This window comes from Aquimarina spongiae, assembly GCF_900141785.1.
Lineage (GTDB): Bacteria > Bacteroidota > Bacteroidia > Flavobacteriales > Flavobacteriaceae > Aquimarina > Aquimarina spongiae.
The window spans coordinates 90043-110918 of the sequence record NZ_FQYP01000002.1 but is presented as its reverse complement, the minus strand read 5'-3'; the positions used below and the strand labels follow the sequence as shown (position 1 = coordinate 110918).

The window sequence follows — 20876 nt, the reverse complement described above, 5'->3', positions numbered from 1 at the left end:
AAGCATGCTGTATCGAGAATTAAAAGGACATTTGTCCCGGCTATGTCATGATTAGAATTAATAAAGAGTTAGTAGACTATTTCAAGGATTTAAAAACTTCGAACACTGTGGATTGCATACACAAAGAAGTTTTTTATCCTGGAGATTTCTTAATTCATCAGCACAAAAAAGGTAATACTATTTTTATCATTGAAAGAGGGATTGCCAAGTGCTTTGTAAATGAGGATAATGGTAGAGATTTTATCCAGGAATTTGTAGGCGAGGGAGAAATACTGGGTGAAATTGAAGTATTTACAGATACGTTAAGTTTTAGTAATGTACAGGCTATAACAGAGATTACTGCTTTCAAAGTGTATAAAAGTGACTTCTACAAATTGTTGGATGAGCATCATGCCTTAAATCAAATTGTAATAAGAGCAATAGCTGTGAAATTGCGTAACACCGCGATGAGAGCTTCTCAACAACAATTACACCCTATTGACTATAATTTGAAAAAGTTTATGGCTTTGATAGCCAACCAACAATTAAATGTTTCGAAACAAGATATAGCCGATTACCTCGGGATTACGATTCGAAGTTTAAACAGAGCATTAAAAAATAACACTGAAAACAACCTTTAAAAGTATGTCGTGGCAGAGGGCAAGAGTTTGTTATTGAGTGTGTTATGTGGATTTTTGTTATCTTAGAGTGCTCTTCTACCAAATACAGGCCTATTTCAATATCATCTAGAATTCATAGTTATGAAATCAGCCTATCTTCTCTTGTTCGTTTTTACATTCATCTCATGTGGTAAATCTAAGCAGCAACCGGTTTTGGACATTGCTAAGCATGAAGGGCTTATGCAATTGGAAACCAACTATGTATTTCAAACTTTATATAGCGAAGGAGAAATAAATCATGCCGAAAAACAGTCCATTTTGGTAAATGAAGCCTATCAGTTCTTATCTGAAATAATGGGACCTAAAGATAATTTTTGCGTGCTGGTGGTTGCTCCTCAAGATTGGACTAGAAACGCATACTCTCCTGTAGTGGGGATGCCAGAGTATTATCGAGGCAACCTTATTGTTGGGGCGGGACAAAATCATATGGCTTCTGGATACCAAGAAATGATTCAAAGTTTCCCCAAGGATATGACACAGGATTTGGTAAGTACCTATACCAATGCTAATGGCCAACTAGACATGCGTCTTTTCTTTGATAAGTTAGTAATACACGAATTAACGCATAGTTTTCAGGATCCTGAAAATCAGGAAAACTATTCTATGAGTAGATGGCTAGAAGAAATACATGCTAATATGGGTTTATATGCTTTTTATAAGACCAAAAAACCAAAAGAACTGAAGTATGTTATGGAGTTGGTAGATTTTAGTTTAAAGAATCCTCCACCAGATTTGTCCTATACAAGTCTATTGGATTTTGATAGGCATTACTATGAAATGAATCCTGCAAATTATGGACAGTATCAAATGAGATTTACACAAACAGCAAAACAATTAATTGACTCTTTAGGGAATGATATTTTAAAACCTTTAAATGATTTTTTGATCAAATATGATGATTCCTGGAAAGGAAAAATGAGCGAAGAGGATTTCGGAAATAGATTGTCTACCGAAGTAGATCCTTATTTCCTGAAAATAATGCATGACTGGTAGTAAGGATGTTTAAGAATTCATCCGTATTGCCTACCTTTACTCATGGCAATAATTCATCAATACGAGATTGGAAGTAAAAGTTGCCTACATAATTTCATATCCTTAAGAAACGACTAACCCTATGAATAAAACTCTTTCGTTTTTTCTTTTCATTACAGTATCATGTATATACGGACAAAATAGACCACAAGAACCTAAAGAACCATTTGATTATCATGTCGAAGAAGTAGTTTTTAAGAACGAAACGGATAGTATTGCTCTTGCAGGTACATTTACATATCCGAAAACGGGTTCTGATTTTGCTTCGGTAATTTTAATCAGTGGGAGTGGGGCTCAAAATAGGGATTCAGAATTGATGAATCATAAACCTTTTCTGGTTATCGCTGATTATTTAACAAAGAACGGCATTGCTGTATTAAGAGTAGATGATCGAGGTGCCGGAAAATCTGAAGGAAGTCATAATGATACAGGTTTAGAAGGATTTGCCAGGGATACTCAAAGTGCAATTGCATATTTGAAGTCTCGAAAAGAAATTGATACAGATAAGATTGGTTTGATAGGGCATAGTTTAGGAGGTGTGATCGCTCCCATGGTTGCCAGTCAATCAAACGATGTTTCTTTTGTCCTTTTACTTTCTGGTTCTGCTTTGCGTGGAGATCAATTAATGTTATTGCAAAAAGAAAAAATTGAAAGAAAGATGTTGGTTCCGGAATCTATGATTACGCTTGGGCAACAAAACATGAAAGGCGCCTATGACATCATTTTGGTATCATCAGATAGAACACAACTGGAGGTGGATTTAAAAAGCTATTTTACCAAAGTTTTTGGAGCGGCGCTACCAGAAAATCAGCTCAATTTACTTTCAGAACAATTAGCAATTCCTTGGTTGGTAGATTTTATCAAATTTGACCCTGCAATAGCGCTTAGTAAAACCAAATGCCCAGTACTTGCACTTAATGGTAGTAATGATCTACAAGTGCCAGCAACAGAAAACCTCGAAAGTATCGAAAAGAATCTTAAAGAAGGCGGTAATGTAGATGTGGAAACCATGGTATTAGATAATTTAAATCATTTATTTCAGGAGAGCGAAACGGGTTTGCCAAATGAATATGCATCTATTGAACAAACATTCTCTCCAAAGGCTATGGAGATTATGCTCAAATGGATTCAGAAAAAAACGAAATAGGATCGTCCCGTGTTATCTTTTTGTAGAAATAACTTCTTATGAAACATCCTCTTAGGCAACATATTGAAGAAATTATTACCCTTACTGATGAGGAATTTGATTTTGTACTCAGTCATTTTACTCCCACCATAAAGAAAAAGCATCAATATATTGTGCAGGAAGGAGACTATGTAGATAAAGAATATTGGATTATCAAAGGGTGTTTAAAAAGCTATTTTGTAGATGATCAGGGGAAAGAGCATATCTTACAGTTTGGTATGGAAAATTGGTGGATTACTGATTACGAATCCTTTGTGAAACGAGTAAAATCCAAAACATATATCGATTGTATTGAAGATAGCGAACTACTCTACATTACTTATGAAAATAGAGAGAAACTTACCGCCGAGATGCATAAAATGGAACGTTTTTGGGCAAAAAAAAGTAAAATGGGACGTATTGCTCTTCAGAATCGAGTTTTGGCACTATTAAAAAGTTCTACCAAAGAACAATATGAAATGCTACTAGAACAATACCCGGCACTTTTTCAACGAGTACCCAAAAAAATGATTGCGGCCTATTTGGGTGTTTCCCGAGAGACCCTAAGTAGATTAGATTCTTAATCCAATATTTTTCCGGTTATTTTCTTCCACAATGTGATGTAGATCACTTCAAAAAGGTGATCTAGGTCCTGTTCATTCATTCTAATATCTCACAACTTTGCTTCATAAATAATTTTAACCTAAAAAAATAGATATGAATGCATTACAAAAAGAAGAAAGCAATAACAAAGGATTTTTATTGCTTCGAATTACGATCGGAGTGCTAATTCTATTTCATGGGATCGCAAACATGAATTCGGGTTATGCCTTTATCAAAGAAGTACTTGATGGATGCGGAATTCCTAGCCTTTTGGCATACGGAGTTTTTGTAGGAGAAATAGTAGCTCCAATTCTTATGATTATTGGATATAAAGCTAAACTAAGCAGTTTGGTGGTAGCCTTCAATTTCTTAATAGCCATTTTATTAGCTCATGGAGCAGATATTTTTTCGCTAAATCAGTTTGGCGGATGGGGAATAGAGCTTCAGGCACTTTATTTATTAGGATCAGTATCCATATTTTTTCTTGGAGCAGGGAAATATGCAGTATCTACAACTTCAAAATGGGATTAATCAATAAAAATAAAAATTATGCCATACGTAAATATCAAAATCACAGACGAGCAAGTTACCAAAGAACAAAAGCGCTTATTAATCGAGGGCACCACTAAGGTACTGGTAGATGTACTTCAGAAAAACCCAAAAACTACTCATATTGTTATCGACGAAGTACCCATAGACAATTGGGGATATGATGGTAGACAGTATGAAGGAACAAAGAAGTAGCTCATGTTTACTTCAAACCACAAAGCAATCGAAAAGCTCATCCACAATTATTTTGAAGGAATCTTTTATGGTGATATTGTCAAATTAAAAAATTGTTTTCATCAGAATGCGATTCTTTACGGAGATATTGAAGGAATAGATCGTATTCAAAATATGGAGGTCTATCTCGAAGCAGTAGGAAAGAGACAAAGCCCTAATGATTTGGGTGAATCATTGAGAATGAAAATTATAGGTGTAGATATCTTAGGAAAAACTGCAATGGTAAAATTGCATGTGCCAATGTTAGAATATAATTATTATGATTATTTATCACTGTATAAAGGTAAAGAGGGATGGAAAATCGTTAATAAGTTATATACACATGTGAATTAAAAACCATAAGGTAAATCGAGTTTTGGAGATAATGATAAGGGCAAACTGCCCTTATTATTTTATGGAATACCTAGTAAATTGTACTTTTATGAAGTATTAGACTGTTTTTAATTAAACGATAATGAAAACAATTACTTTACCAGACGAATTGTATCAGGACTCGTCGATTGCTATCGAGGTTTACGATTATGAGAGCACCCAGGAAATCTCAAAACAACAGGTGGTTCTAACCAAAAATACTTTTAGTTTTCTGCAGGAAGGGAATAAGGAAGTATTTTTTGATAATTCATCTTTTGCAATTGATAATCATCAGTTTCTTTTGATGAAATCTGGCCATTGTTTGATGACCGAAAAATTGTCTAATGTCAAAAATTATTATCGTAGTGTATTATTCTTCTTCTCTAATGAATCCGTACTTAAGTTTATCCGGAAATATGACTTCGATACTCCCAAAAGTTTAGAGTATCATTCTACCTACTCATTTAGCTATGATGGGTTTATCAGTAGGTTTGTAGAAAGTATTCTTGATGTTTCCAAACTCCCCAAGGATACTCAAAAGAATATACTCGAAGTTAAATTTGAAGAAATAATGCTGTATCTGATTCAAGTTAAAGGAATAGCATTTCTGTACGCCCTATTGCATGATACTGATAATGAGAGCCAAAAATTTATTCAGACTATTGAGAGTAATCGCTTGAATAAATTGACGATCAAAGAACTTTCATTTTTGTCTAATATGAGCGTGTCTACTTTCAAAAGAGAATTTGAAAAACACTTTGATAGCTCACCTAGCAAATGGTTTCAGGATCAACGATTAGAGCATTCTGCATTTCTCCTGAAAAATAAATCCAATAGACCTTCAGATATTTTTGAAGAAATAGGCTATGAAAACTTGTCTAATTTTATTCATGCATTTAAGGTGAAGTTCGGAATTACACCCAAACAGTACCAATCAAAAATGAACTTTTAGCACTACTTTTTGAGCTAAAGGAAACACCTCTTTTCTAAAGGTCGTCAATACATTTGTACCTATAATTTTAAAAGTACAACTGATGAATAAGACGAATTTTATTTTAGGAATTATACTTGCATTTTCAACTACGGTTTTTGCACAAAGTACCTTTACCTTATCCAGTACGGATTTGGGAGGAGAAGCGACAATCAATGAAGAATTTAATGGTTTTGGGTGTGTAGGTAAGAACCAATCTCCTCAATTATCATGGAAAAATGCTCCCGAAGGTACCAAGAGTTTTGCTATTACCATGTATGATCCGGATGCTCCCACAGGCAGTGGATGGTGGCATTGGGTGGTATTTGATATTCCGGCGAATGTTAATGAATTGGTATCCAATGCAGGAAATGTATCATTAAATTTAGCCCCAAAAGAAGCTATTCAAAGTATTACCGATTATGGAGCCAATGGATATGGAGGTCCTTGTCCACCAGAAGGACATGGATTGCACCAGTACATTATCACTGTACATGCCTTAAAAACGGATAAATTGGGGCTAAAAGCCAATACCAATCCCGCAGTAGTAGGCTATTATTTATGGAACAATACGTTGGCTAAAGCTAGTTTGGTAACATATTACCAAAGAACAACAAAATAATACATCTGGTTAAATGGTATGATAAGCGCAAACTCTCGGGTTTGCGCTTTTGTTTTTTTAAGGAGATTGCAAATCTTCTCTAAAAACTGTTAGCCTTAGTTTGAATAGTTTTCTAATACAAAATCTCCCCAGTCGGCTATAGATTGCACAATAGGGATTAGCGTTTTTCCAAAGTCGGTCAAAGAGTATTCCACTTTTAGAGGAGGTTTTGAAGTATATACTTTCCTGTTGATGATTCCATCTTCCTCCAACGTTTTTAGCTGTAAACTTAAGGTACGTTCGGTTACCGTAGGCATTTGTTTACGGAGCTCACTATAGCGAAGTGTTCCGTGCATTAAATGAAATAAAATTACCGTTTTCCATTTGCCTCCTATAATACCCATGGTAAGACTTGCGCAGCAAGGATATTCCTTTCCTTTAAACGTTAGCATTTTTGGTGTAGCTTCTTCCATAATCTATACTATCCTTTTTGACCGTTATTGCAAAGATAAAAAACTATAATTAGTTTTGCTACTATAAAAAATATAGTATAAAGTTTTACACTCATGAATATTAAAGATGTATTGAATTGGAGATATACGACAAAGTCGTTTGATCCCAATAAAAAAATCTCTCCAGAGGATTTAGAACAAGTTAAATCCTTGTTACAAATGTCTCCTTCGAGCACCAATTTGCAACCCTGGCATTTCATTATTGCTGGTACCGAAGAAGGGAAACAACGTTTTACCAAAAGCACGCAAGGTTTTTTTATTTTCAACGAACCCAAAGTGCTCAACGCATCTCATGTAGTTGCCTTCTGTTCTCGAACTAGTGCTACTGATGAGTATATGCGTCATTTGGTAGATAAAGAAGACGATGATGGTAGATATGCCAAACCAGAATTCAAAGAACAAACATATGGAGCCAGAAACCTATTTGCAGATATCCATAGATATGATGTGAAAGATTTTCAGCATTGGATGGAAAAACAAGTATACCTAAACATCGGTAACTTTTTACTAGGTGTAGCCGCAATGGGTATAGACGCCGCTCCTATGGAAGGTTTTGATATGAAAGCTTTTGATGAAGAATTTGGTTTACGTCAAAAAGGGTTTACAGCAGTTACATTGGTGGCTTTGGGATATCGTAGTGAAAACGATTTTAATGCCAAACTTCCAAAATCCAGATTGGATCAGGACGAAATTTTAACCTTAGTATAATCAAAAGTACAATCCATTAAAACGCAAAACGATGAGTTATTATTCGGTATTAGATGTAACACCCGCAGACGACAAATGGGTGGCCGACTATGTAGCCGTTTCAGGCAAAATAGTAGCAAAACACGGAGGTAAATATCTGGCAAGAACTGCTTCTCACGAACAAATTGAAGGAAACGATCAACCTGCTGCTTTACGGATAATTTTGGAATGGCCATCCAAAGAAGCTGCATTGAACTTTATGAAAGATCAGGAATATGTACCACATTTGGAAGCAAGAACCAAGGGGTCGGTAAGTCATCACTATTTAATTGAAGCCAAAGATGATTTGGCATAACTAATACAAGAAAGAGTTGCTCTCTGGAAGAGCACTCTTTCTTTAAAATATACACTAGGGCATGAAAACGATATTGATTACAGGAAGTACAGATGGTATTGGTAAGTTGACCGCTTTGAAGCTGGCAAAAGATCAGCATGAAGTGATACTGCATGGAAGAAATCAGGAAAAACTAAATACTACTATTACGGAGTTAAAAGAAAAAACAAACAATGATTATATAAAAGGATACGTTGCCGACTTATCCAGTTTTGGAAGCATACAAAAGATGACAGATCAGCTTAAAGAAGAGCTTTCAAAAATTGATATATTGATCAATAATGCGGGTGTTTTTAAGAGTCGAAATCAGCAAAACGAGGATCAATTGGATCTTCGATTTGTAGTCAATTATTTGGCTCCATTTCTACTTACCAATCAGTTGCACGATCTAATTAAAAAATCGAACTCTCCAAGAGTTATTAATCTTAGCTCCGCAGCACAATCACCAGTTTCGTTAAATGCCTTGATAGGTAAGGAAATAGTGCCCGCACAGCAGACGTACGCTCAAAGTAAATTAGCGTTAACGATGTGGAGTTTTTATTTAGCGAAGCAATGGGATTTTGCAAATGTGATTGCTGTAAATCCAGGCTCTTTATTAAATACCAAAATGGTACAAGAAGCTTATGGGCAACATTGGTCTTCTGCCGACAAGGGAGCTTCTATTTTGTATGATTTAGCTAGTTCTAATCAGTATGCAAATAGCTCGGGTAAATACTTTGACAATGATAAAGGGAAGTTTTCCCAAGCCCACACTGATGCATACGATGACAACAAAATACATCAACTAATTGCAGCCACCAAATCAATTTTATCTGTGTAAATGGAAACATTTCAAAAAATAGCAAAAAAGAAGAAACTCACATTAGGACTTGTGTTTCCTTTAGAATCTTATAAAGGATCAATTGCCAAAATGGAAAATCAAGAGCGTTTGGCCAAAAGAGCCGAAGAACTAGGTTTTCGTGCCTTATGGTTTCGGGATGTGCCGTTTAATGATCCCATGTTTGGGGACGCCGGGCAATTATTTGATCCCTGGGTATACATGACGCATATAATGAATCACACCAATGAGATTGCTTTGGCTACAGGTAGTGTCATTCTTCCATTACGTCATCCAGTACATACGATAAAATCAATAAATAGTTTACAGGTTTTGTCTGGAGGTAGAGTAGTAGCAGGAGTAGCTTCTGGTGATCGCCCTGTTGAGTACCCTGCTTTTCATCAAAAATTAGATCAAAAAGCAGAACTTTTCAGAGATAGCTTTTTTTATATCAAAGCTTTACAACAAGACTTTCCGGCGTATCAATCCAAATATTACGGTAGCACAAATGGCGGTATAGATATATTACCCAAATACAATTCAAAAACACCATTTCTGGTAACCGGGCATTCGGGACAATCTATAGATTGGATAGCAGAACATGCCGATGGGTGGTTGTATTACCCCAGAGATTTTGCTACCCTACAAAGAGTAATGCATCAATGGAATGACGCACTTGACAAAGCGCAGCAAGATTGGAAACCTTTTATGCAATCACTGTATGTAGATTTATTAGAGAATGAAAAAACTACCCCAAGCCCAATACACCTTGGTTTTAAAGCAGGGGTGGAATATACAATCTCTCATTTGAAACTCTTAGAGTCCTATGGAGTCAATCATGTAATTCTGAATTTGAAATATGGTTCCAGACCAGCTGATCAGGTAATTGAAGAGCTTGGCGAAAGTGTACTGCCTCATTTTTCCTGATAGAATATTAGTATATTGCTACAAGCATAACCAATGTTCTATTCAAGGTTTTCATGAGAGAAGACATTAAGCAAATACAATTCGACAATAAAACCAATCCTAAATCATATTTTGAGGTGGTTCGAATTGAAGAACTGTTGAACAGAACTTTGGATCATGATATCTGCAAGAATCATATCATCAAATTTTACAATATCTTTTTGGTGCTCGAGGGAGAAGGCTATCACACTATTGATTTTACGGATTATAAATACCAGAGCGGGACTGTATTATTAATTCGGAAGGATCAAATCCAAAAGTTTTTTAAAAGTAGGAGTGTAAAGGGGTATTTATTGATTTTTACAGAAGATTTTATCGTTAGTCATCTTAATAAATTAGAAGCTTTAAAATCCTTCCAGCTCTTTAATGAGTTATTGAGTTTTCCCAAAATAGAATTAAAGGAAGACAAAGAAGCATTTTCCAGTTTTTCCACCCTGGTTAAGCAAATTGAATTAGAGTATCAATGTAAAGATGAATATTCGATAGGAATAACCCGAAGTGCATTGCATATGATCATTACCAAGCTATTTCGTATAAAATCACAGAATGGACAACTCTCTGGCAAGAAAAAGTACTTGGAAGAATTTCTTTCGTTTCAACGTATGGTCGAAGAGCAGTGTTTTGAAAATAAAAAAGTAATGGATTATGCTCAAAGTATGCGAGTAACCACAAAAACACTAAATAATATTGTGCAAGCAGTGGTGAATAAACCTGCCAAAACATTTATCAACGAAATTGCCATAATGCAAATCAAAAGACTACTGATTAGTACCAATACTCCAATCAAAGAAATTGCGTATACCTCTGGGTTTGATGATCCCGCCAATTTCTTCAAATACTTCAAAAAATATGTAGGCGCTTCTCCGGATGTGTTTCGACAGGCGCATCAGTAAATTTTCCGATTTTGACACTATAAAGGATGGTTTTTACCATTCTTTTTTTTAGGCGTAAAATTAATTTTACTGCAGAATTTCAAACCATTAAACACATCAAAAATGAAATACTCTGCACAATGTATGTTGGTGGTATTGGCTTTAGTTTTTAGTCAATGCTCTACCAACAAAAAGAAGGATTCCCAATCGAACACTGAGAATACTATGGAAGGAAAGACCATTATGGAGGTAACGACCTTCCAAGTTAATGAGGGAGTAAATCCTGACGATTTTGAGAAAAGGGATGCGCAAATAGAAAGTGATTTTACCAGTAAGCAACCCGGATTTATCAAACGCCAAAGCGGTGTTAACGAAAAAGGAGAATATGTGGTCATCGTATACTGGAAGAGTATACCTAATGCCGATGCTTCCATGAATAAGTTTATGAGTGATCCATCTGTTGCCGACTATGCACAAATGATCAATGCAAATACCATGAAAATGTCTAGGTATGGGATGGATAAGATTTTTAATACGAATAACAGCCATTTTGTTGAAGTGATGTCTTTTAATTTGGCCCAGGAAACGGATATCGTACAGTTTAACTCGTTGAATCAAAAAGTAGAAACCGATTTTACCGGAAAACGAAAAGGATTTCTACAAAGATTTACCGGTGTAAATGAAGAAGGCAAGCAAGTGGTTGTAGTGTATTGGACCAATAAGGAAGATTCTGATGCTTCATTAGATGCATTTATGAACAATCCTACTGCCAAAGAATTTATGCAAGATATGGATCAATCTACCATGGTTATGGGAAGATATAAATTTTTGAATATGGAACTAACGAACAAAGAAAAAGTAGTTGCCTTATTAAATAGTTTTAATACAGGAGACAAAACACCGATTTCTTACATTAATTCTCAAAAGTATATTCAGCATAATTTGAGCGTAGGAGATGGACTTGCAGGTTTTGGAGAGATTATGCAGCATGCACCACCACAAGGTTTTAAAGCCAATGTGGTAAGAGCCTTTCAGGATGGAGATTATGTGTTTACACATACGATTTATGATTTTTTTGGACCTAAAATCGGCTTTGATATTTTTAGATTTGAAGATGGATTGATCGTAGAACATTGGGATAACCTGGTAGAAGTACAACCACCTAATCCAAGTGATCGCACACAAACTGATGGTGCTACGGATATAACTGATAAAGAAAAACGTGAAAGTAATAAAACCATTGTAACATCATTTGTGAACGATGTTTTACTTAATCATCAAAATGATCAAATCACAACTTACATCAATCCAACAAAGTATATACAACACAATCCAGCTGTAGCAGACGGTTTAGAGGGTTTTGGAGCTGCGATGAAATATTTTGCAGAAAATGGCTTGGTCATGGAGTATAATAAGCTGCATATGGTATTGGGAGAAGGAAATTTTGTGCTTACCGTTAGCGAAGGAAAATTTGGTAAAGGAGCACATACCGCTTTTTATGATTTGTTCCGATTAGAGGATGGGCAGATTGTAGAACATTGGGATGTGATTGCAACCATTCCACCAAAATCCGAATGGAAAAATCAGAACGGAAAATTTTAATCTTAACTAAACAAATGATAATTTTAAAGGGCCGTTCTGTGGGAATGGTCCTTTATAATTTTTCAAACTATTTTATTTAAAACAAGCTAAAATGGAAACAAAGGAAATTATAAAAAAAGGAGAAGGAGAGAACTACAACTATGTTCAGGATCATTGTTTTATAAAGCTCTCTTCGAAGCATACAAATGGAGAGCTTAGTTTTGTAGAAGATACGTTAAAACCAGGGTTTTATCTAGGGAGACATTATCATAAGATTATGACAGAGGTCTTTTATATTTTGGAAGGAGAAGTAACCTTGGTTTTTGATGACGAAACGATTGTGGGTAAACCGGGAGATACGATCATGGTACCGCCTAACGTATGGCATGCAGCAAGTTGTAAAGAAGGTGGGAAGATGTTAACGATTTTCAAAAATGGTCAATTTGATCTTTATTTAGAGAAACTATCTCAACTTTCAGAATCTGATTTTGAAAATCCAGAACTTGTGAAATCAATTTCTGAGGCATATGATATTTATGAAGAATAGTTTCGTTCAGCTTCGGTTACAGGAGATATAACTAACTTATGCGAAAACGGATAGGTGGATCTGAGCAGAGAGTTTTTGTTTGTTTTATTACCAGAAAAGTAAAAATTTTAAATAAATGAAATATGCAATTGTCGGTGCAGGTATTGGGGGACTAACCACTGCCCTAGCTTTAGAAAAAATTGGAGTAGACTATGAGATTTTTGAAAAGGCACCAAAAATAGATGAAGTGGGAGCTGGAATTTGGTTAGCTCCAAATGCCTTGTCAGTTTTGCAATATTTGGATGTTTTGGACGAGGTAAAAGTAAAAGGAAATACAATCAACCAAATTACCCTGGCACAGGCAGATTTGGCTCCAATTTCGGATAATGATCAGGATTTTATAGAAGAAGAGTTTGGATTTACCACAATTGCGATACATCGAGCAGCATTACAACAACTGTTGTTTGATAAAATTCCAAAAGAAAAAATACATTTGGGTAAAGGCTTTCAATCCTATGAAGAACACCCAAATGGAAACATCAAGGTAAAATTTGAAGATGATACTATCATTGAAACAAATTATCTATTGGGTGCTGATGGGATACATTCCAAAGTGAGAAAACAACTTTTTCCTGAAAGTAAAATCAGATATTCTGGTCAGACGTGTTGGCGAGGCGTAGCAAATTTTGAAATGACATCCGAATTTCAACATAGAGGGATGGAGCTTTGGGGGAATCAAATACGATTTGGAATATCAAAAATAGCAGAAAACAAGGTGTATTGGTTTGCAGTAGCCCTTGATAGTCCTAATCAAAAGGACAATCGTGATCAATTACAGCAAAAGCTTGTAGAGATGTTTAAGGAATTTGATCCAATAGTAACTCAGTTGATTTTATCTACACCAATAGAGAAAATAGTTCGTAATGATATTATTGATTTGGCTCTTCTGGATCATTGGCATCATGATAATATTTGTTTGATTGGGGATGCAGCCCATGCCACTACTCCTAATATGGGACAGGGAGGAGCACAAGCGATAGAAGATGCCTATTATTTGAGCAAAATGATAGTAAATGATCAGGGTAATAAACACAATTTTAAGATATTTGAAGGGAAAAGAAAGAAGAAAGTAACCACAATTGTTAATCAATCCTGGAGTACTGGAAAGATGGCACACTGGAAATATGGTCAAGGTTTTAGAAACTTTGTGTTGAAACGTGTTCCGAAAAAAGTACTGCAGAAGAAGATGATAGAAATGTATCAAATTTGAAAATTGTATATGGAAGATTTAAACCCAAGTGAAAAAAGTAAATTAAGAAGGCATTATGAAAAAATAGGAAACCTAATCGCCATGTGGGGCGGTGGTGTTTTTGTTTTGTTAATTGTGTTTTCGGTAATTCCCATGGGATTAATCCCTAAAAAAAGAAGGGTTGAGATTTCTGACCCTAATTTGACCATGTTTGAATCTTTAGGGGTGCTTCCAACCCTAATTATGATATTTTCGATTTCGGGCGCTTTGGTTTTGTACTTGTATTTCTCGTTTAAATATGCGAAGCTGAAAAAAGATCTTGAAGAAAAAAAGAAAGTAGTACTTCATGTTAAAGCCAAAAATGTAAACTATAAACAGGGCCCAGGACCGCAAGAAATCGATCTTTATTTTAGTCCAGCATACAACAAAGTAAATAAGGTAACTTTTATAGATGAACCTAGTTTTCCAAGATTACGTAAAGATCAGGAAGTAATACTTTTATTGACCAAAAATGCATTGCATCCCCTTGGAATACGACCAAAAACCAATTTAGAAAGTATCAAGAAGATATGGGATGAAGCGGTCAAAAAATAATTGAAGAGTTGAGAAATGAATTTCCTGGATATAACTTATTTGAAGAATGGAAATGAACGTCAGCAAAAAGCGTATATCGACCTTACGCAACTTCAAGTATTCGAGAAGTTAGAGAAGTACAACCCAGTTTTGGCCGGTACCATACCTATTGGTATTGATCTCCCAAATAGTGATTTAGACATCATTTGCCAATGCAACGATCATATTGAATTTTCATCTACCATTGAGCAGTTTTTCTCTGAGGAAGAGGATTTTGAAATACGGACTTATACTCAGGATCATCTTTTGGTAACTGTGGCTAATTTTGAATCTGATCATTTTGGAGTTGAAATTTTTGGTCAGGATATAACCACTACAAGTCAAAATGCCTACAGACACATGCTCATTGAGCATGAAATATTAAATAAACAGGATGCAGTGTTTAAAAAGAACATTATCCAATTAAAGAAAGAAGGTTATAAAACAGAACCCGCATTTGCCAAACTATTGGACTTGCAGGGAAACCCTTACGAAGCCCTTCTTAAGATTAAACCCTAGCAAAAATCTTGTTTGTACCACTTAGGGGTTTAGAAGACAGTATACAAAGTAGTTACCACTACACCTGGATGTTCATCGATACGAGTGGATAGCAACATTTTTTCTTCTTTTACTTTAAAATTGAAGGGAGGAGATAACAATTGCACTCCACTTTGCTTTTTCAAACGAATACCTTGTCCTGTAATGATATCTTTATTGGGTTCAAAATCTCCTTCAGGGATATGCTCTGTTAGAATAATATATTTGTATTGATATAACTTCTCAAGAACACCATGTATTTCGGTATTTGATAAATGTTGTAATACTTGTCTTAGTATGGCGCAGTCTCCTGCAGGTAAATCATCTTTTGCAATGTCTAAACAGTGAAATTCTAAATGTGCAACCTTGAATTTTTCTCTATGGTGAGTGATCAAATCTGGTACAATATCTACCCCAATGTATTTTTGAGTATAGGGGACCAATTCTTTTCCAACATTAAAATCTCCACACCCCAAATCGCATACGGTAATAGGGCTTTCAAAAGATCTCAAAAATGAGCTTACAGCTTCCAGATAGGGATCAACCATATCGGTATGATGAGACCCGATTCCCGAATAAAAGGCAGCATCATTAGCACCCCAAAGTTGCATCTCATAAATCTGTTTCATTACCTCTTGAGTAGGCCAGGGTTGCTTTTTCCTTTTTTCTTTCATGAGTGATTGCATTGCTATCATCGTAAAAGTAACCAAAGCCAAACAGAGTCTAAACAAATTTTTGCCTTACTTTTTTACTGTTTTTGAAATAGTAGGTGTAACATTTTGAGATTCCTTGTATCTAAACGAAAATTTAAAGGAAAAACGATGAAAAAAACACTGGTGTTATTTTGTATACTATTGGTAGCTTCTGTAAGATCACAAACATTATTTACCAAAGCATTTGGAAACCCAAATCACAAAGCAATTATATTTCTTCATGGAGGACCTGGATATAATGCTGCGGGTTTTGAAAGGACGACAGCTCAAATTCTTGCAGAAAATGGTTTTTATGTGATTGTTTACGATAGAAGAGGAGAAGGGAGATCAACAGATAAAAACACGAAATTTACCTTTGAAGAAACATTTAATGATTTGAATGCTATTTACGATACGTTCGACTTAAAAACAGCAACGCTAATGGGACATAGTTTTGGAGGGATCGTAGCTACACTTTATGCAGAACAACATCCAAATAAAATAAAATCCGTTGTATTGGTGTCTACTCCTTTGTCTATGCAGGAAACCCTTTCTACGATTGTGAAATCTTCTAAAGAAATCTATATGCGAAACAAGGATACTGTAAATCTGAATTACATTAGGATGTTAGAAAAAATAGACAAAAGTTCTATTCAATATAGTTCGTATTGTTTTAGTCATGCAATGCAAAATGGATTTTATCATCCCCAAAAGCCAACAACAAAGGCATCACAGATGTATGCAAATTTTAAAAAAGATCCTGTATTATTGAAGTATGCCTCACAAATGACCTTTGAGGCACCAATGGGGTTTTGGAAAAATGAAAAATACACAACACTTGATATCAAGGATATGGTAAAGAATATTCAAACACAGCGTATTTCTATCTTTGGGATATATGGAGAAGATGATGGTCTTTTTTCTGAAATGCAAATAGAAAAAATCAAAAACCTGATAGGCAATACGAATTTTAAAAAGTTTGATCATGCATCGCACAACCCATTTATCGATTGTCAAAAGGAATTTATTGATACCTTAAAAGAGTGGATCAACTAATGGATTTTGAAGAGATTTATAAAACCTATTGGCAGAAGGTGTACAGACTCTGTATGGGGTATGTTAACCATACTGATCAAGCCAAAGATCTGGCTCAAGAAACGTTTGTTAAAGTTTGGCGACAACTCCCCAATTTTAGAGGAGAGTCTGCTATTGGTACCTGGATATTTAGAATTACGACAAATACTTGTCTACGTCAAATTCAAAAAGAAAAGAGGATGCCTAAATCAGAATTACCACCTCATATGAAGCTTGAAACTTCAGAGGTTACTATCGAAAATCACATTCAGTTTTTACATCAATGTATTTCGGAACTAAAAGAAATTGACCGTATTATCATATCCCTTGAGTTAGAAGACATCGATCAGAAAGAGATTGCCAAGATTGTAGGAATTTCAGAAGGGAATGTTCGAGTTAAAATTCATAGAATCAAGGAAAAGCTAACCAAAAAGTTTAAAGAAAATGGATACTAATATAGACTTCAAAAAAATCTGGAATACTCAGGAAGTTCAAAAACTTGAAATTGCAGATCTTTATAAAAAAGCGGATCGGTTGAAGAGGTATAAACGTTATCAACTTATGGGCGCAAATGCAATATTGTTGATTACTTCTTGTATCATAGGGGGCATTTGGTATCGATATCAACCCGAATATGTTACAACAAAAATAGGACTCGTACTGGCTATTCTTGCCATGATCATTTTTTTGATTCCTTACAATAGATGGATTTCACTACTCAAGACGAATGAGGGAGATAATAATAAAACATACCTTAGGCAGTTGATGCAACTAAAGCAAAAACAGATATTTCAGCAAAAGTGGATGTTGAGTATCTATTTTGTAATGCTTTCTTTGGGCATAGCATTGTATTTGTTTGAGTACGTTTCAAAAATGACAGGGTTCTGGGGGATTGTGGTGTATACCGCCACCTTACTTTGGATAGGAATAAATTGGTGGTACTTACGACCTAGAGTGATCAAGAAGCAAAATGCCAAATTAGACGAGTTACTACAGAAATTTGAAGAATTGAATAATCAAATACAAGAGTAACAGAATAAATGGTTTTTAGTATTATAGCTTTTGCTTATATTGTTTATGTCAAATTTAACTAGCAACAAAGTATGAAGATACTTACCCCAGGGAAATACTACGGAACAAAAAAATCTGAAGTAGATTTTGACGGGGTTATCTTATCTGAATACGATTACTCTGCTGCCCGTACGGATTGGCATTTTCATGAAAACCCTTATTTTATGTACGTTCTGCAAGGAAACTTGTTTGACGTAAATAAAAAGTTGAAACAAACGTGTCAGCCCGGGAGTCTAATTTTTCATAATTGGCAAGAAGCACATTATAACTCTAAAGAGACTGCATACGCCAGAGGATTTCATATAGAATTTCCAAGAGCTTGGTTTGATACCAAAAAATTAAATATTAACCTTTGGGAAGGAAGTAGTATCGTTGATCACCCCAAATCTCATCATCTGTTGGCAAAGATTTATTTTGAATTCAGATTTCAAGATGTCTATTCAGAATTGTCCATAGAACTATTGCTACTTCAATTATGCGAAAATATACAGGAGGCGGCGCTTTCTAAAAGTAAACAACCTGCTTGGGTAGCATCACTAAGACAAATACTGAATGACACTCCTGATCAAATAACACTTCAATCTCTCTCTGATCAATTAGGCATTCATCCGGGACATATTTCTAGGGCAGTGCCAAAGTATTTTGCAAGTTCTTTAGGAGATTATATTCGTCAGCAAAAGATTAAGAAAGCCTTAGTTTATTTGATGGATAAGAACTTTAGTTTAACCGAAATTGCTCACATATGTGGGTTTTCGGATCAAAGCCATTTTACGAGAACTTTTAAAACCTATTTGCAAAGAACACCAAGTGCATTTAGAAAAAATGTACTTTAAGTGGAGGTTTCAGTGTAGATGTTAATTTCATTCTATTTTTGCAATGTAGGGAATAGTATTTTGCGATCTCAAAAAACGTAAATTATGTATAAAACATCTTTAATTCCCCTTACTTTTTTATTTTCTTTTCAGATGATTATGGGGCAGCTGGATTTTTCTAAAGTAAACGGTACTCCAAATGAGTATTTTGATAATATGGATAGTGCCATTCAATCCGGAAAATACGAACGAATTACCAGTGTTTTGATCGCACAAAAAGGAAGAGTGTTGTTTGAAAAATATTACAATGGGGCAGATCAAAATAGTAAGCATAATACAAGATCAGCAACAAAGACAATGGCAACATTGCTTACCGGTATTGCGATAAAAAATGGTCACATAAAATCTGAAAAAGATAAGATATTTACTTATCTGAAACATAAGACTCCTGTAGAGTATCCAGACCCTCGTAAGTTAGAAATTACAATAGAGGATCTGCTCACAATGAGTTCGATGTTGGAGTGCAATGATTTTAATAGTTTTTCGAGGGGGAATGAAGAACGTATGTACCCTATAGAAGATTGGACCAGTTTTTTTGTTGATCTACCCATCCGATCTTATCCTTTTGAACCCAAACCAGAAGATCAGCCTTATGGGAGATCCTTTAGCTATTGTTCTGCTGGGTCGGCAACAATGGCAGAAATTGTGCAGAAGGCAGTCGGTATGGATGTGGTAGAATTTGCAAAGCAACACCTGTTCGAACCTCTGGAAATTAAAGAGTACAAAATTCATTACAATCCAGAAGGAATCCTGAATACTGCTGGAGGAAGTGAATATCAAAGCAGAGACTTTTTAAAACTTATCCAAATGTGTTTAAATGGTGGTGCATGGAACGGGCAACAAATTATGGACAAATCGTGGATTCAAAAAGCCACAACTCCCAAAGCTAAGGTACGAGATGGAGTAGAATATGGATATTTGTTTTGGTTAAAAGCCTTTGGGAAGGAACAACAATACCGTTCGTATGCCATGGCTGGAAACGGAGGGCAAAAGGTATTAGCCATTCCAGAATTGGATGTAGTATTAGTAATTACCACCACAAATTATGGAAATAGAAATGCTCATAATTATACCGATGAGATCATAAATGAGTATATTGTACCTGGTGTTAATAATGGATAAAAATTGATAAACTAGATGAGTAAACCAACAGGAAATCTTATTGTAGAAATGCGATTTTTTCTTGTGCTTACTTTTTTGATCATTAGTTTCTGGAGTTCTGCTCAACAATGGGATAATCCGGCTAACAAATACCTCAATACATATAAAAAATACAGCAAAATTTCTTGCCCAATACCCAAAAGCCAAATTCAGCATTTTGTTTATTTTTCCAGGGATAGAGGAAAGCTTAAATCGCATGCCATGTTGGATCATGATGCATTTGCAGGAGCACAAATTATGTATTCCTGGAAACAACTAGAACCTAGAAAGGGAGCATATGATTTTTCGGTAATAGAACAAGATCTTAACTATCTGGAAAAATTTGATAAGAAATTATTTATCCAATTACAAGATGCTACTTTTTCCGTAAAAAATAAACCGGTCCCAGAATATCTCATGCAGGAAGAGTATGATCAGGGTGCAGTGCTACATCACGAGAATAAACAACCTGTTGGATGGGTTGCCAAACGATGGAGCAAAAAAGTACAAGAACGTTTTGCACTTTTTTTGATGGCTTTGGGGCAGGAGTTTGACGGCAGAATTGAAGGCATTAATCTTCAAGAAACATCTTTAAGTTTCAAAAACAACGAGCATGGCTTTACCGAAGAGAAGTATGTCGATGGTATAAAAAATAATATGTTAGCTCTGAAGAAAGCATTTCCAAAAAGTACAACAATGATTTACGCCAATTTTATGCCAGGAGAGTGGTTGCCTTGGGAAGATAAAGGGTACTTGAAAGGAATTTATAATTACGGTCAGGAAATTGGTGTAGGTTTAGGAGCGCCAGATTTGATGGTCACCCGCAAAGGGCAATTGAATCACGCGTTGGCACAAATGCATGAAAATACACTGACGGTTCCTGTAGGAATCGCAATTCAAGATGGGAACTACATTGGCAAAACTGGAGCAGACAAAGATTATAACGAAAAAAATGACAAAGGAATAGACAGAAACAATATTGTACCTATGCTATACGCTTTTGCTTCAGATTTTTTGAAGGTAGATTATATGTTTTGGGTAGATCAAAAACCCTACTTCGAAGAAGATGTACTTCCTTGTTTCGATTAAATGGTAGATTTCATAATAACG

At 35.3% G+C, this 20876-nt stretch carries 27 protein-coding genes; 25 read left to right on the top strand and 2 right to left on the bottom strand.

What is annotated here, in order from left to right:
- The first annotated feature begins 47 nt into the window (after positions 1–47).
- The 9 genes from BUE24_RS05140 (at position 48) to BUE24_RS05100 (ending at position 6185) form a co-directional block, all read left to right on the top strand.
- On the top strand, positions 48–620 hold the full coding sequence (locus BUE24_RS05140) for a Crp/Fnr family transcriptional regulator (protein ID WP_073314658.1): 573 nt from the start codon (positions 48–50) through the stop codon (positions 618–620).
- A gap of 120 nt (positions 621–740) precedes the next feature.
- A complete protein-coding gene (locus BUE24_RS05135; RefSeq protein ID WP_073314656.1) occupies positions 741–1652 on the top strand; it encodes a hypothetical protein in 912 nt (303 codons plus the stop codon).
- Between the two features lie 121 nt (positions 1653–1773).
- Positions 1774–2838: an alpha/beta hydrolase family protein gene (locus BUE24_RS05130; RefSeq protein WP_073314655.1), complete on the top strand. Its 1065-nt coding sequence runs from the start codon at positions 1774–1776 to the stop codon at positions 2836–2838.
- 38 nt (positions 2839–2876) lie between these two features.
- Positions 2877–3440 carry a Crp/Fnr family transcriptional regulator gene (locus BUE24_RS05125; RefSeq protein ID WP_073314653.1) on the top strand — a complete coding sequence of 188 codons (564 nt, stop codon included), beginning with the start codon at positions 2877–2879 and terminating at the stop codon, positions 3438–3440.
- 133 nt (positions 3441–3573) lie between these two features.
- Entirely contained in the window at positions 3574–3990 is a 417-nt protein-coding gene (locus BUE24_RS05120; protein ID WP_073314651.1) for a DoxX family protein, read from the top strand.
- Between the two features lie 18 nt (positions 3991–4008).
- Positions 4009–4203, top strand: coding sequence for a tautomerase family protein (locus BUE24_RS05115; protein WP_073314649.1), 195 nt, complete (start codon positions 4009–4011; stop codon positions 4201–4203).
- A gap of 3 nt (positions 4204–4206) precedes the next feature.
- Positions 4207–4575, top strand: coding sequence for a nuclear transport factor 2 family protein (locus tag BUE24_RS05110; protein WP_073314647.1), 369 nt, complete (start codon positions 4207–4209; stop codon positions 4573–4575).
- A 121-nt stretch (positions 4576–4696) separates the two neighbouring features.
- Positions 4697–5545: a helix-turn-helix domain-containing protein gene (locus BUE24_RS05105; protein ID WP_073314645.1), complete on the top strand. Its 849-nt coding sequence runs from the start codon at positions 4697–4699 to the stop codon at positions 5543–5545.
- Between the two features lie 82 nt (positions 5546–5627).
- A complete protein-coding gene (locus BUE24_RS05100) occupies positions 5628–6185 on the top strand; it encodes a YbhB/YbcL family Raf kinase inhibitor-like protein (RefSeq protein ID WP_073314643.1) in 558 nt (185 codons plus the stop codon).
- A 95-nt stretch (positions 6186–6280) separates the two neighbouring features.
- On the opposite strand, the gene BUE24_RS05095 is transcribed toward BUE24_RS05100, so the two are convergent.
- Positions 6281–6616 (bottom strand): winged helix-turn-helix transcriptional regulator, encoded by a 336-nt coding sequence (locus BUE24_RS05095; RefSeq protein ID WP_073315344.1) that lies wholly within the window; start codon positions 6614–6616, stop codon positions 6281–6283.
- A 114-nt stretch (positions 6617–6730) separates the two neighbouring features.
- Here BUE24_RS05095 and nfsB point away from each other — a divergent pair, with 114 nt between their 5' ends.
- The 10 genes from nfsB to BUE24_RS05045 all read left to right on the top strand — a co-directional run bounded on the left by nfsB (position 6731) and on the right by BUE24_RS05045 (position 14899).
- Positions 6731–7384, top strand: coding sequence for an oxygen-insensitive NAD(P)H nitroreductase (gene nfsB, locus BUE24_RS05090; RefSeq protein ID WP_073314641.1), 654 nt, complete (start codon positions 6731–6733; stop codon positions 7382–7384).
- A gap of 31 nt (positions 7385–7415) precedes the next feature.
- Positions 7416–7718 carry a DUF1330 domain-containing protein gene (locus tag BUE24_RS05085; RefSeq protein ID WP_073314639.1) on the top strand — a complete coding sequence of 101 codons (303 nt, stop codon included), beginning with the start codon at positions 7416–7418 and terminating at the stop codon, positions 7716–7718.
- 61 nt (positions 7719–7779) lie between these two features.
- Positions 7780–8577, top strand: a complete 798-nt coding sequence (locus BUE24_RS05080) for an SDR family NAD(P)-dependent oxidoreductase (protein WP_073314637.1) — start codon at positions 7780–7782, stop codon at positions 8575–8577.
- Entirely contained in the window at positions 8578–9501 is a 924-nt protein-coding gene (locus BUE24_RS05075; protein ID WP_073314635.1) for an LLM class oxidoreductase, read from the top strand.
- Positions 9502–9554: 53 nt separating this feature from the next.
- Positions 9555–10433 (top strand): AraC family transcriptional regulator, encoded by an 879-nt coding sequence (locus BUE24_RS05070; RefSeq protein ID WP_073314633.1) that lies wholly within the window; start codon positions 9555–9557, stop codon positions 10431–10433.
- Between the two features lie 102 nt (positions 10434–10535).
- A complete protein-coding gene (locus BUE24_RS24220; RefSeq protein ID WP_244548124.1) occupies positions 10536–12014 on the top strand; it encodes a nuclear transport factor 2 family protein in 1479 nt (492 codons plus the stop codon).
- 91 nt (positions 12015–12105) lie between these two features.
- The gene (locus BUE24_RS05060; RefSeq protein ID WP_073314631.1) at positions 12106–12540 is read left to right on the top strand and encodes a cupin domain-containing protein; all 435 of its coding nucleotides are present in this window, start codon (positions 12106–12108) and stop codon (positions 12538–12540) included.
- A 115-nt stretch (positions 12541–12655) separates the two neighbouring features.
- Entirely contained in the window at positions 12656–13789 is a 1134-nt protein-coding gene (locus BUE24_RS05055; protein ID WP_073314629.1) for an FAD-dependent monooxygenase, read from the top strand.
- 9 nt (positions 13790–13798) lie between these two features.
- Positions 13799–14362, top strand: a complete 564-nt coding sequence (locus tag BUE24_RS05050) for a hypothetical protein (RefSeq protein ID WP_073314627.1) — start codon at positions 13799–13801, stop codon at positions 14360–14362.
- Between the two features lie 15 nt (positions 14363–14377).
- Complete coding sequence (locus BUE24_RS05045; RefSeq protein WP_073314625.1) at positions 14378–14899, top strand: DUF4269 domain-containing protein; 522 nt, start codon at positions 14378–14380, stop codon at positions 14897–14899.
- Positions 14900–14928: 29 nt separating this feature from the next.
- Here BUE24_RS05045 and BUE24_RS05040 read toward each other — a convergent pair whose 3' ends face one another.
- Positions 14929–15591, bottom strand: a complete 663-nt coding sequence (locus tag BUE24_RS05040; RefSeq protein ID WP_073315342.1) for a class I SAM-dependent methyltransferase — start codon at positions 15589–15591, stop codon at positions 14929–14931.
- Between the two features lie 147 nt (positions 15592–15738).
- Here BUE24_RS05040 and BUE24_RS05035 point away from each other — a divergent pair, with 147 nt between their 5' ends.
- The 6 genes from BUE24_RS05035 (at position 15739) to BUE24_RS05010 (ending at position 20855) form a co-directional block, all read left to right on the top strand.
- Complete coding sequence (locus tag BUE24_RS05035) at positions 15739–16665, top strand: alpha/beta hydrolase (protein ID WP_073314623.1); 927 nt, start codon at positions 15739–15741, stop codon at positions 16663–16665.
- Positions 16665–17138, top strand: a complete 474-nt coding sequence (locus BUE24_RS05030; RefSeq protein ID WP_073314621.1) for an RNA polymerase sigma factor — start codon at positions 16665–16667, stop codon at positions 17136–17138. The genes BUE24_RS05035 and BUE24_RS05030 overlap by 1 nt, the downstream gene beginning before the upstream one ends.
- On the top strand, positions 17128–17715 hold the full coding sequence (locus BUE24_RS05025; protein ID WP_073314619.1) for a hypothetical protein: 588 nt from the start codon (positions 17128–17130) through the stop codon (positions 17713–17715). Before BUE24_RS05030 ends, BUE24_RS05025 begins: the two co-directional genes overlap by 11 nt.
- A 71-nt stretch (positions 17716–17786) precedes the next feature.
- The gene (locus BUE24_RS05020) at positions 17787–18587 is read left to right on the top strand and encodes a helix-turn-helix domain-containing protein (RefSeq protein ID WP_073314617.1); all 801 of its coding nucleotides are present in this window, start codon (positions 17787–17789) and stop codon (positions 18585–18587) included.
- Positions 18588–18671: 84 nt separating this feature from the next.
- On the top strand, positions 18672–19748 hold the full coding sequence (locus tag BUE24_RS05015) for a serine hydrolase domain-containing protein (protein WP_084549411.1): 1077 nt from the start codon (positions 18672–18674) through the stop codon (positions 19746–19748).
- A gap of 15 nt (positions 19749–19763) precedes the next feature.
- Complete coding sequence (locus tag BUE24_RS05010; protein WP_244548123.1) at positions 19764–20855, top strand: hypothetical protein; 1092 nt, start codon at positions 19764–19766, stop codon at positions 20853–20855.
- The last annotated feature ends 21 nt before the right edge of the window (positions 20856–20876 follow it).

What these genes read in the sequence shown, in the direction of transcription:
- BUE24_RS24220 (WP_244548124.1), top strand. Translation starts at nt 10,536, where the DNA reads ATGAAATACTCTGCACAATGTATGTTGGTGGTATTGGCTTTAGTTTTT.
- BUE24_RS05015 (WP_084549411.1), top strand. Translation starts at nt 18,672, where the DNA reads ATGTATAAAACATCTTTAATTCCCCTTACTTTTTTATTTTCTTTTCAG.
- BUE24_RS05035 (WP_073314623.1), top strand. Translation starts at nt 15,739, where the DNA reads ATGAAAAAAACACTGGTGTTATTTTGTATACTATTGGTAGCTTCTGTA.
- BUE24_RS05050 (WP_073314627.1), top strand. Translation starts at nt 13,799, where the DNA reads ATGGAAGATTTAAACCCAAGTGAAAAAAGTAAATTAAGAAGGCATTAT.
- BUE24_RS05110 (WP_073314647.1), top strand. Translation starts at nt 4,207, where the DNA reads ATGTTTACTTCAAACCACAAAGCAATCGAAAAGCTCATCCACAATTAT.
- BUE24_RS05075 (WP_073314635.1), top strand. Translation starts at nt 8,578, where the DNA reads ATGGAAACATTTCAAAAAATAGCAAAAAAGAAGAAACTCACATTAGGA.
- nfsB (WP_073314641.1), top strand. Translation starts at nt 6,731, where the DNA reads ATGAATATTAAAGATGTATTGAATTGGAGATATACGACAAAGTCGTTT.
- BUE24_RS05020 (WP_073314617.1), top strand. Translation starts at nt 17,787, where the DNA reads ATGAAGATACTTACCCCAGGGAAATACTACGGAACAAAAAAATCTGAA.
- BUE24_RS05095 (WP_073315344.1), bottom strand. Translation starts at nt 6,616, where the DNA reads ATGCTAACGTTTAAAGGAAAGGAATATCCTTGCTGCGCAAGTCTTACC.
- BUE24_RS05055 (WP_073314629.1), top strand. Translation starts at nt 12,656, where the DNA reads ATGAAATATGCAATTGTCGGTGCAGGTATTGGGGGACTAACCACTGCC.
- BUE24_RS05120 (WP_073314651.1), top strand. Translation starts at nt 3,574, where the DNA reads ATGAATGCATTACAAAAAGAAGAAAGCAATAACAAAGGATTTTTATTG.
- BUE24_RS05105 (WP_073314645.1), top strand. Translation starts at nt 4,697, where the DNA reads ATGAAAACAATTACTTTACCAGACGAATTGTATCAGGACTCGTCGATT.
- BUE24_RS05080 (WP_073314637.1), top strand. Translation starts at nt 7,780, where the DNA reads ATGAAAACGATATTGATTACAGGAAGTACAGATGGTATTGGTAAGTTG.
- BUE24_RS05140 (WP_073314658.1), top strand. Translation starts at nt 48, where the DNA reads ATGATTAGAATTAATAAAGAGTTAGTAGACTATTTCAAGGATTTAAAA.
- BUE24_RS05100 (WP_073314643.1), top strand. Translation starts at nt 5,628, where the DNA reads ATGAATAAGACGAATTTTATTTTAGGAATTATACTTGCATTTTCAACT.
- BUE24_RS05070 (WP_073314633.1), top strand. Translation starts at nt 9,555, where the DNA reads ATGAGAGAAGACATTAAGCAAATACAATTCGACAATAAAACCAATCCT.
- BUE24_RS05040 (WP_073315342.1), bottom strand. Translation starts at nt 15,591, where the DNA reads ATGAAAGAAAAAAGGAAAAAGCAACCCTGGCCTACTCAAGAGGTAATG.
- BUE24_RS05025 (WP_073314619.1), top strand. Translation starts at nt 17,128, where the DNA reads ATGGATACTAATATAGACTTCAAAAAAATCTGGAATACTCAGGAAGTT.
- BUE24_RS05135 (WP_073314656.1), top strand. Translation starts at nt 741, where the DNA reads ATGAAATCAGCCTATCTTCTCTTGTTCGTTTTTACATTCATCTCATGT.
- BUE24_RS05010 (WP_244548123.1), top strand. Translation starts at nt 19,764, where the DNA reads ATGAGTAAACCAACAGGAAATCTTATTGTAGAAATGCGATTTTTTCTT.
- BUE24_RS05030 (WP_073314621.1), top strand. Translation starts at nt 16,665, where the DNA reads ATGGATTTTGAAGAGATTTATAAAACCTATTGGCAGAAGGTGTACAGA.
- BUE24_RS05115 (WP_073314649.1), top strand. Translation starts at nt 4,009, where the DNA reads ATGCCATACGTAAATATCAAAATCACAGACGAGCAAGTTACCAAAGAA.
- BUE24_RS05085 (WP_073314639.1), top strand. Translation starts at nt 7,416, where the DNA reads ATGAGTTATTATTCGGTATTAGATGTAACACCCGCAGACGACAAATGG.
- BUE24_RS05125 (WP_073314653.1), top strand. Translation starts at nt 2,877, where the DNA reads ATGAAACATCCTCTTAGGCAACATATTGAAGAAATTATTACCCTTACT.
- BUE24_RS05130 (WP_073314655.1), top strand. Translation starts at nt 1,774, where the DNA reads ATGAATAAAACTCTTTCGTTTTTTCTTTTCATTACAGTATCATGTATA.
- BUE24_RS05045 (WP_073314625.1), top strand. Translation starts at nt 14,378, where the DNA reads ATGAATTTCCTGGATATAACTTATTTGAAGAATGGAAATGAACGTCAG.
- BUE24_RS05060 (WP_073314631.1), top strand. Translation starts at nt 12,106, where the DNA reads ATGGAAACAAAGGAAATTATAAAAAAAGGAGAAGGAGAGAACTACAAC.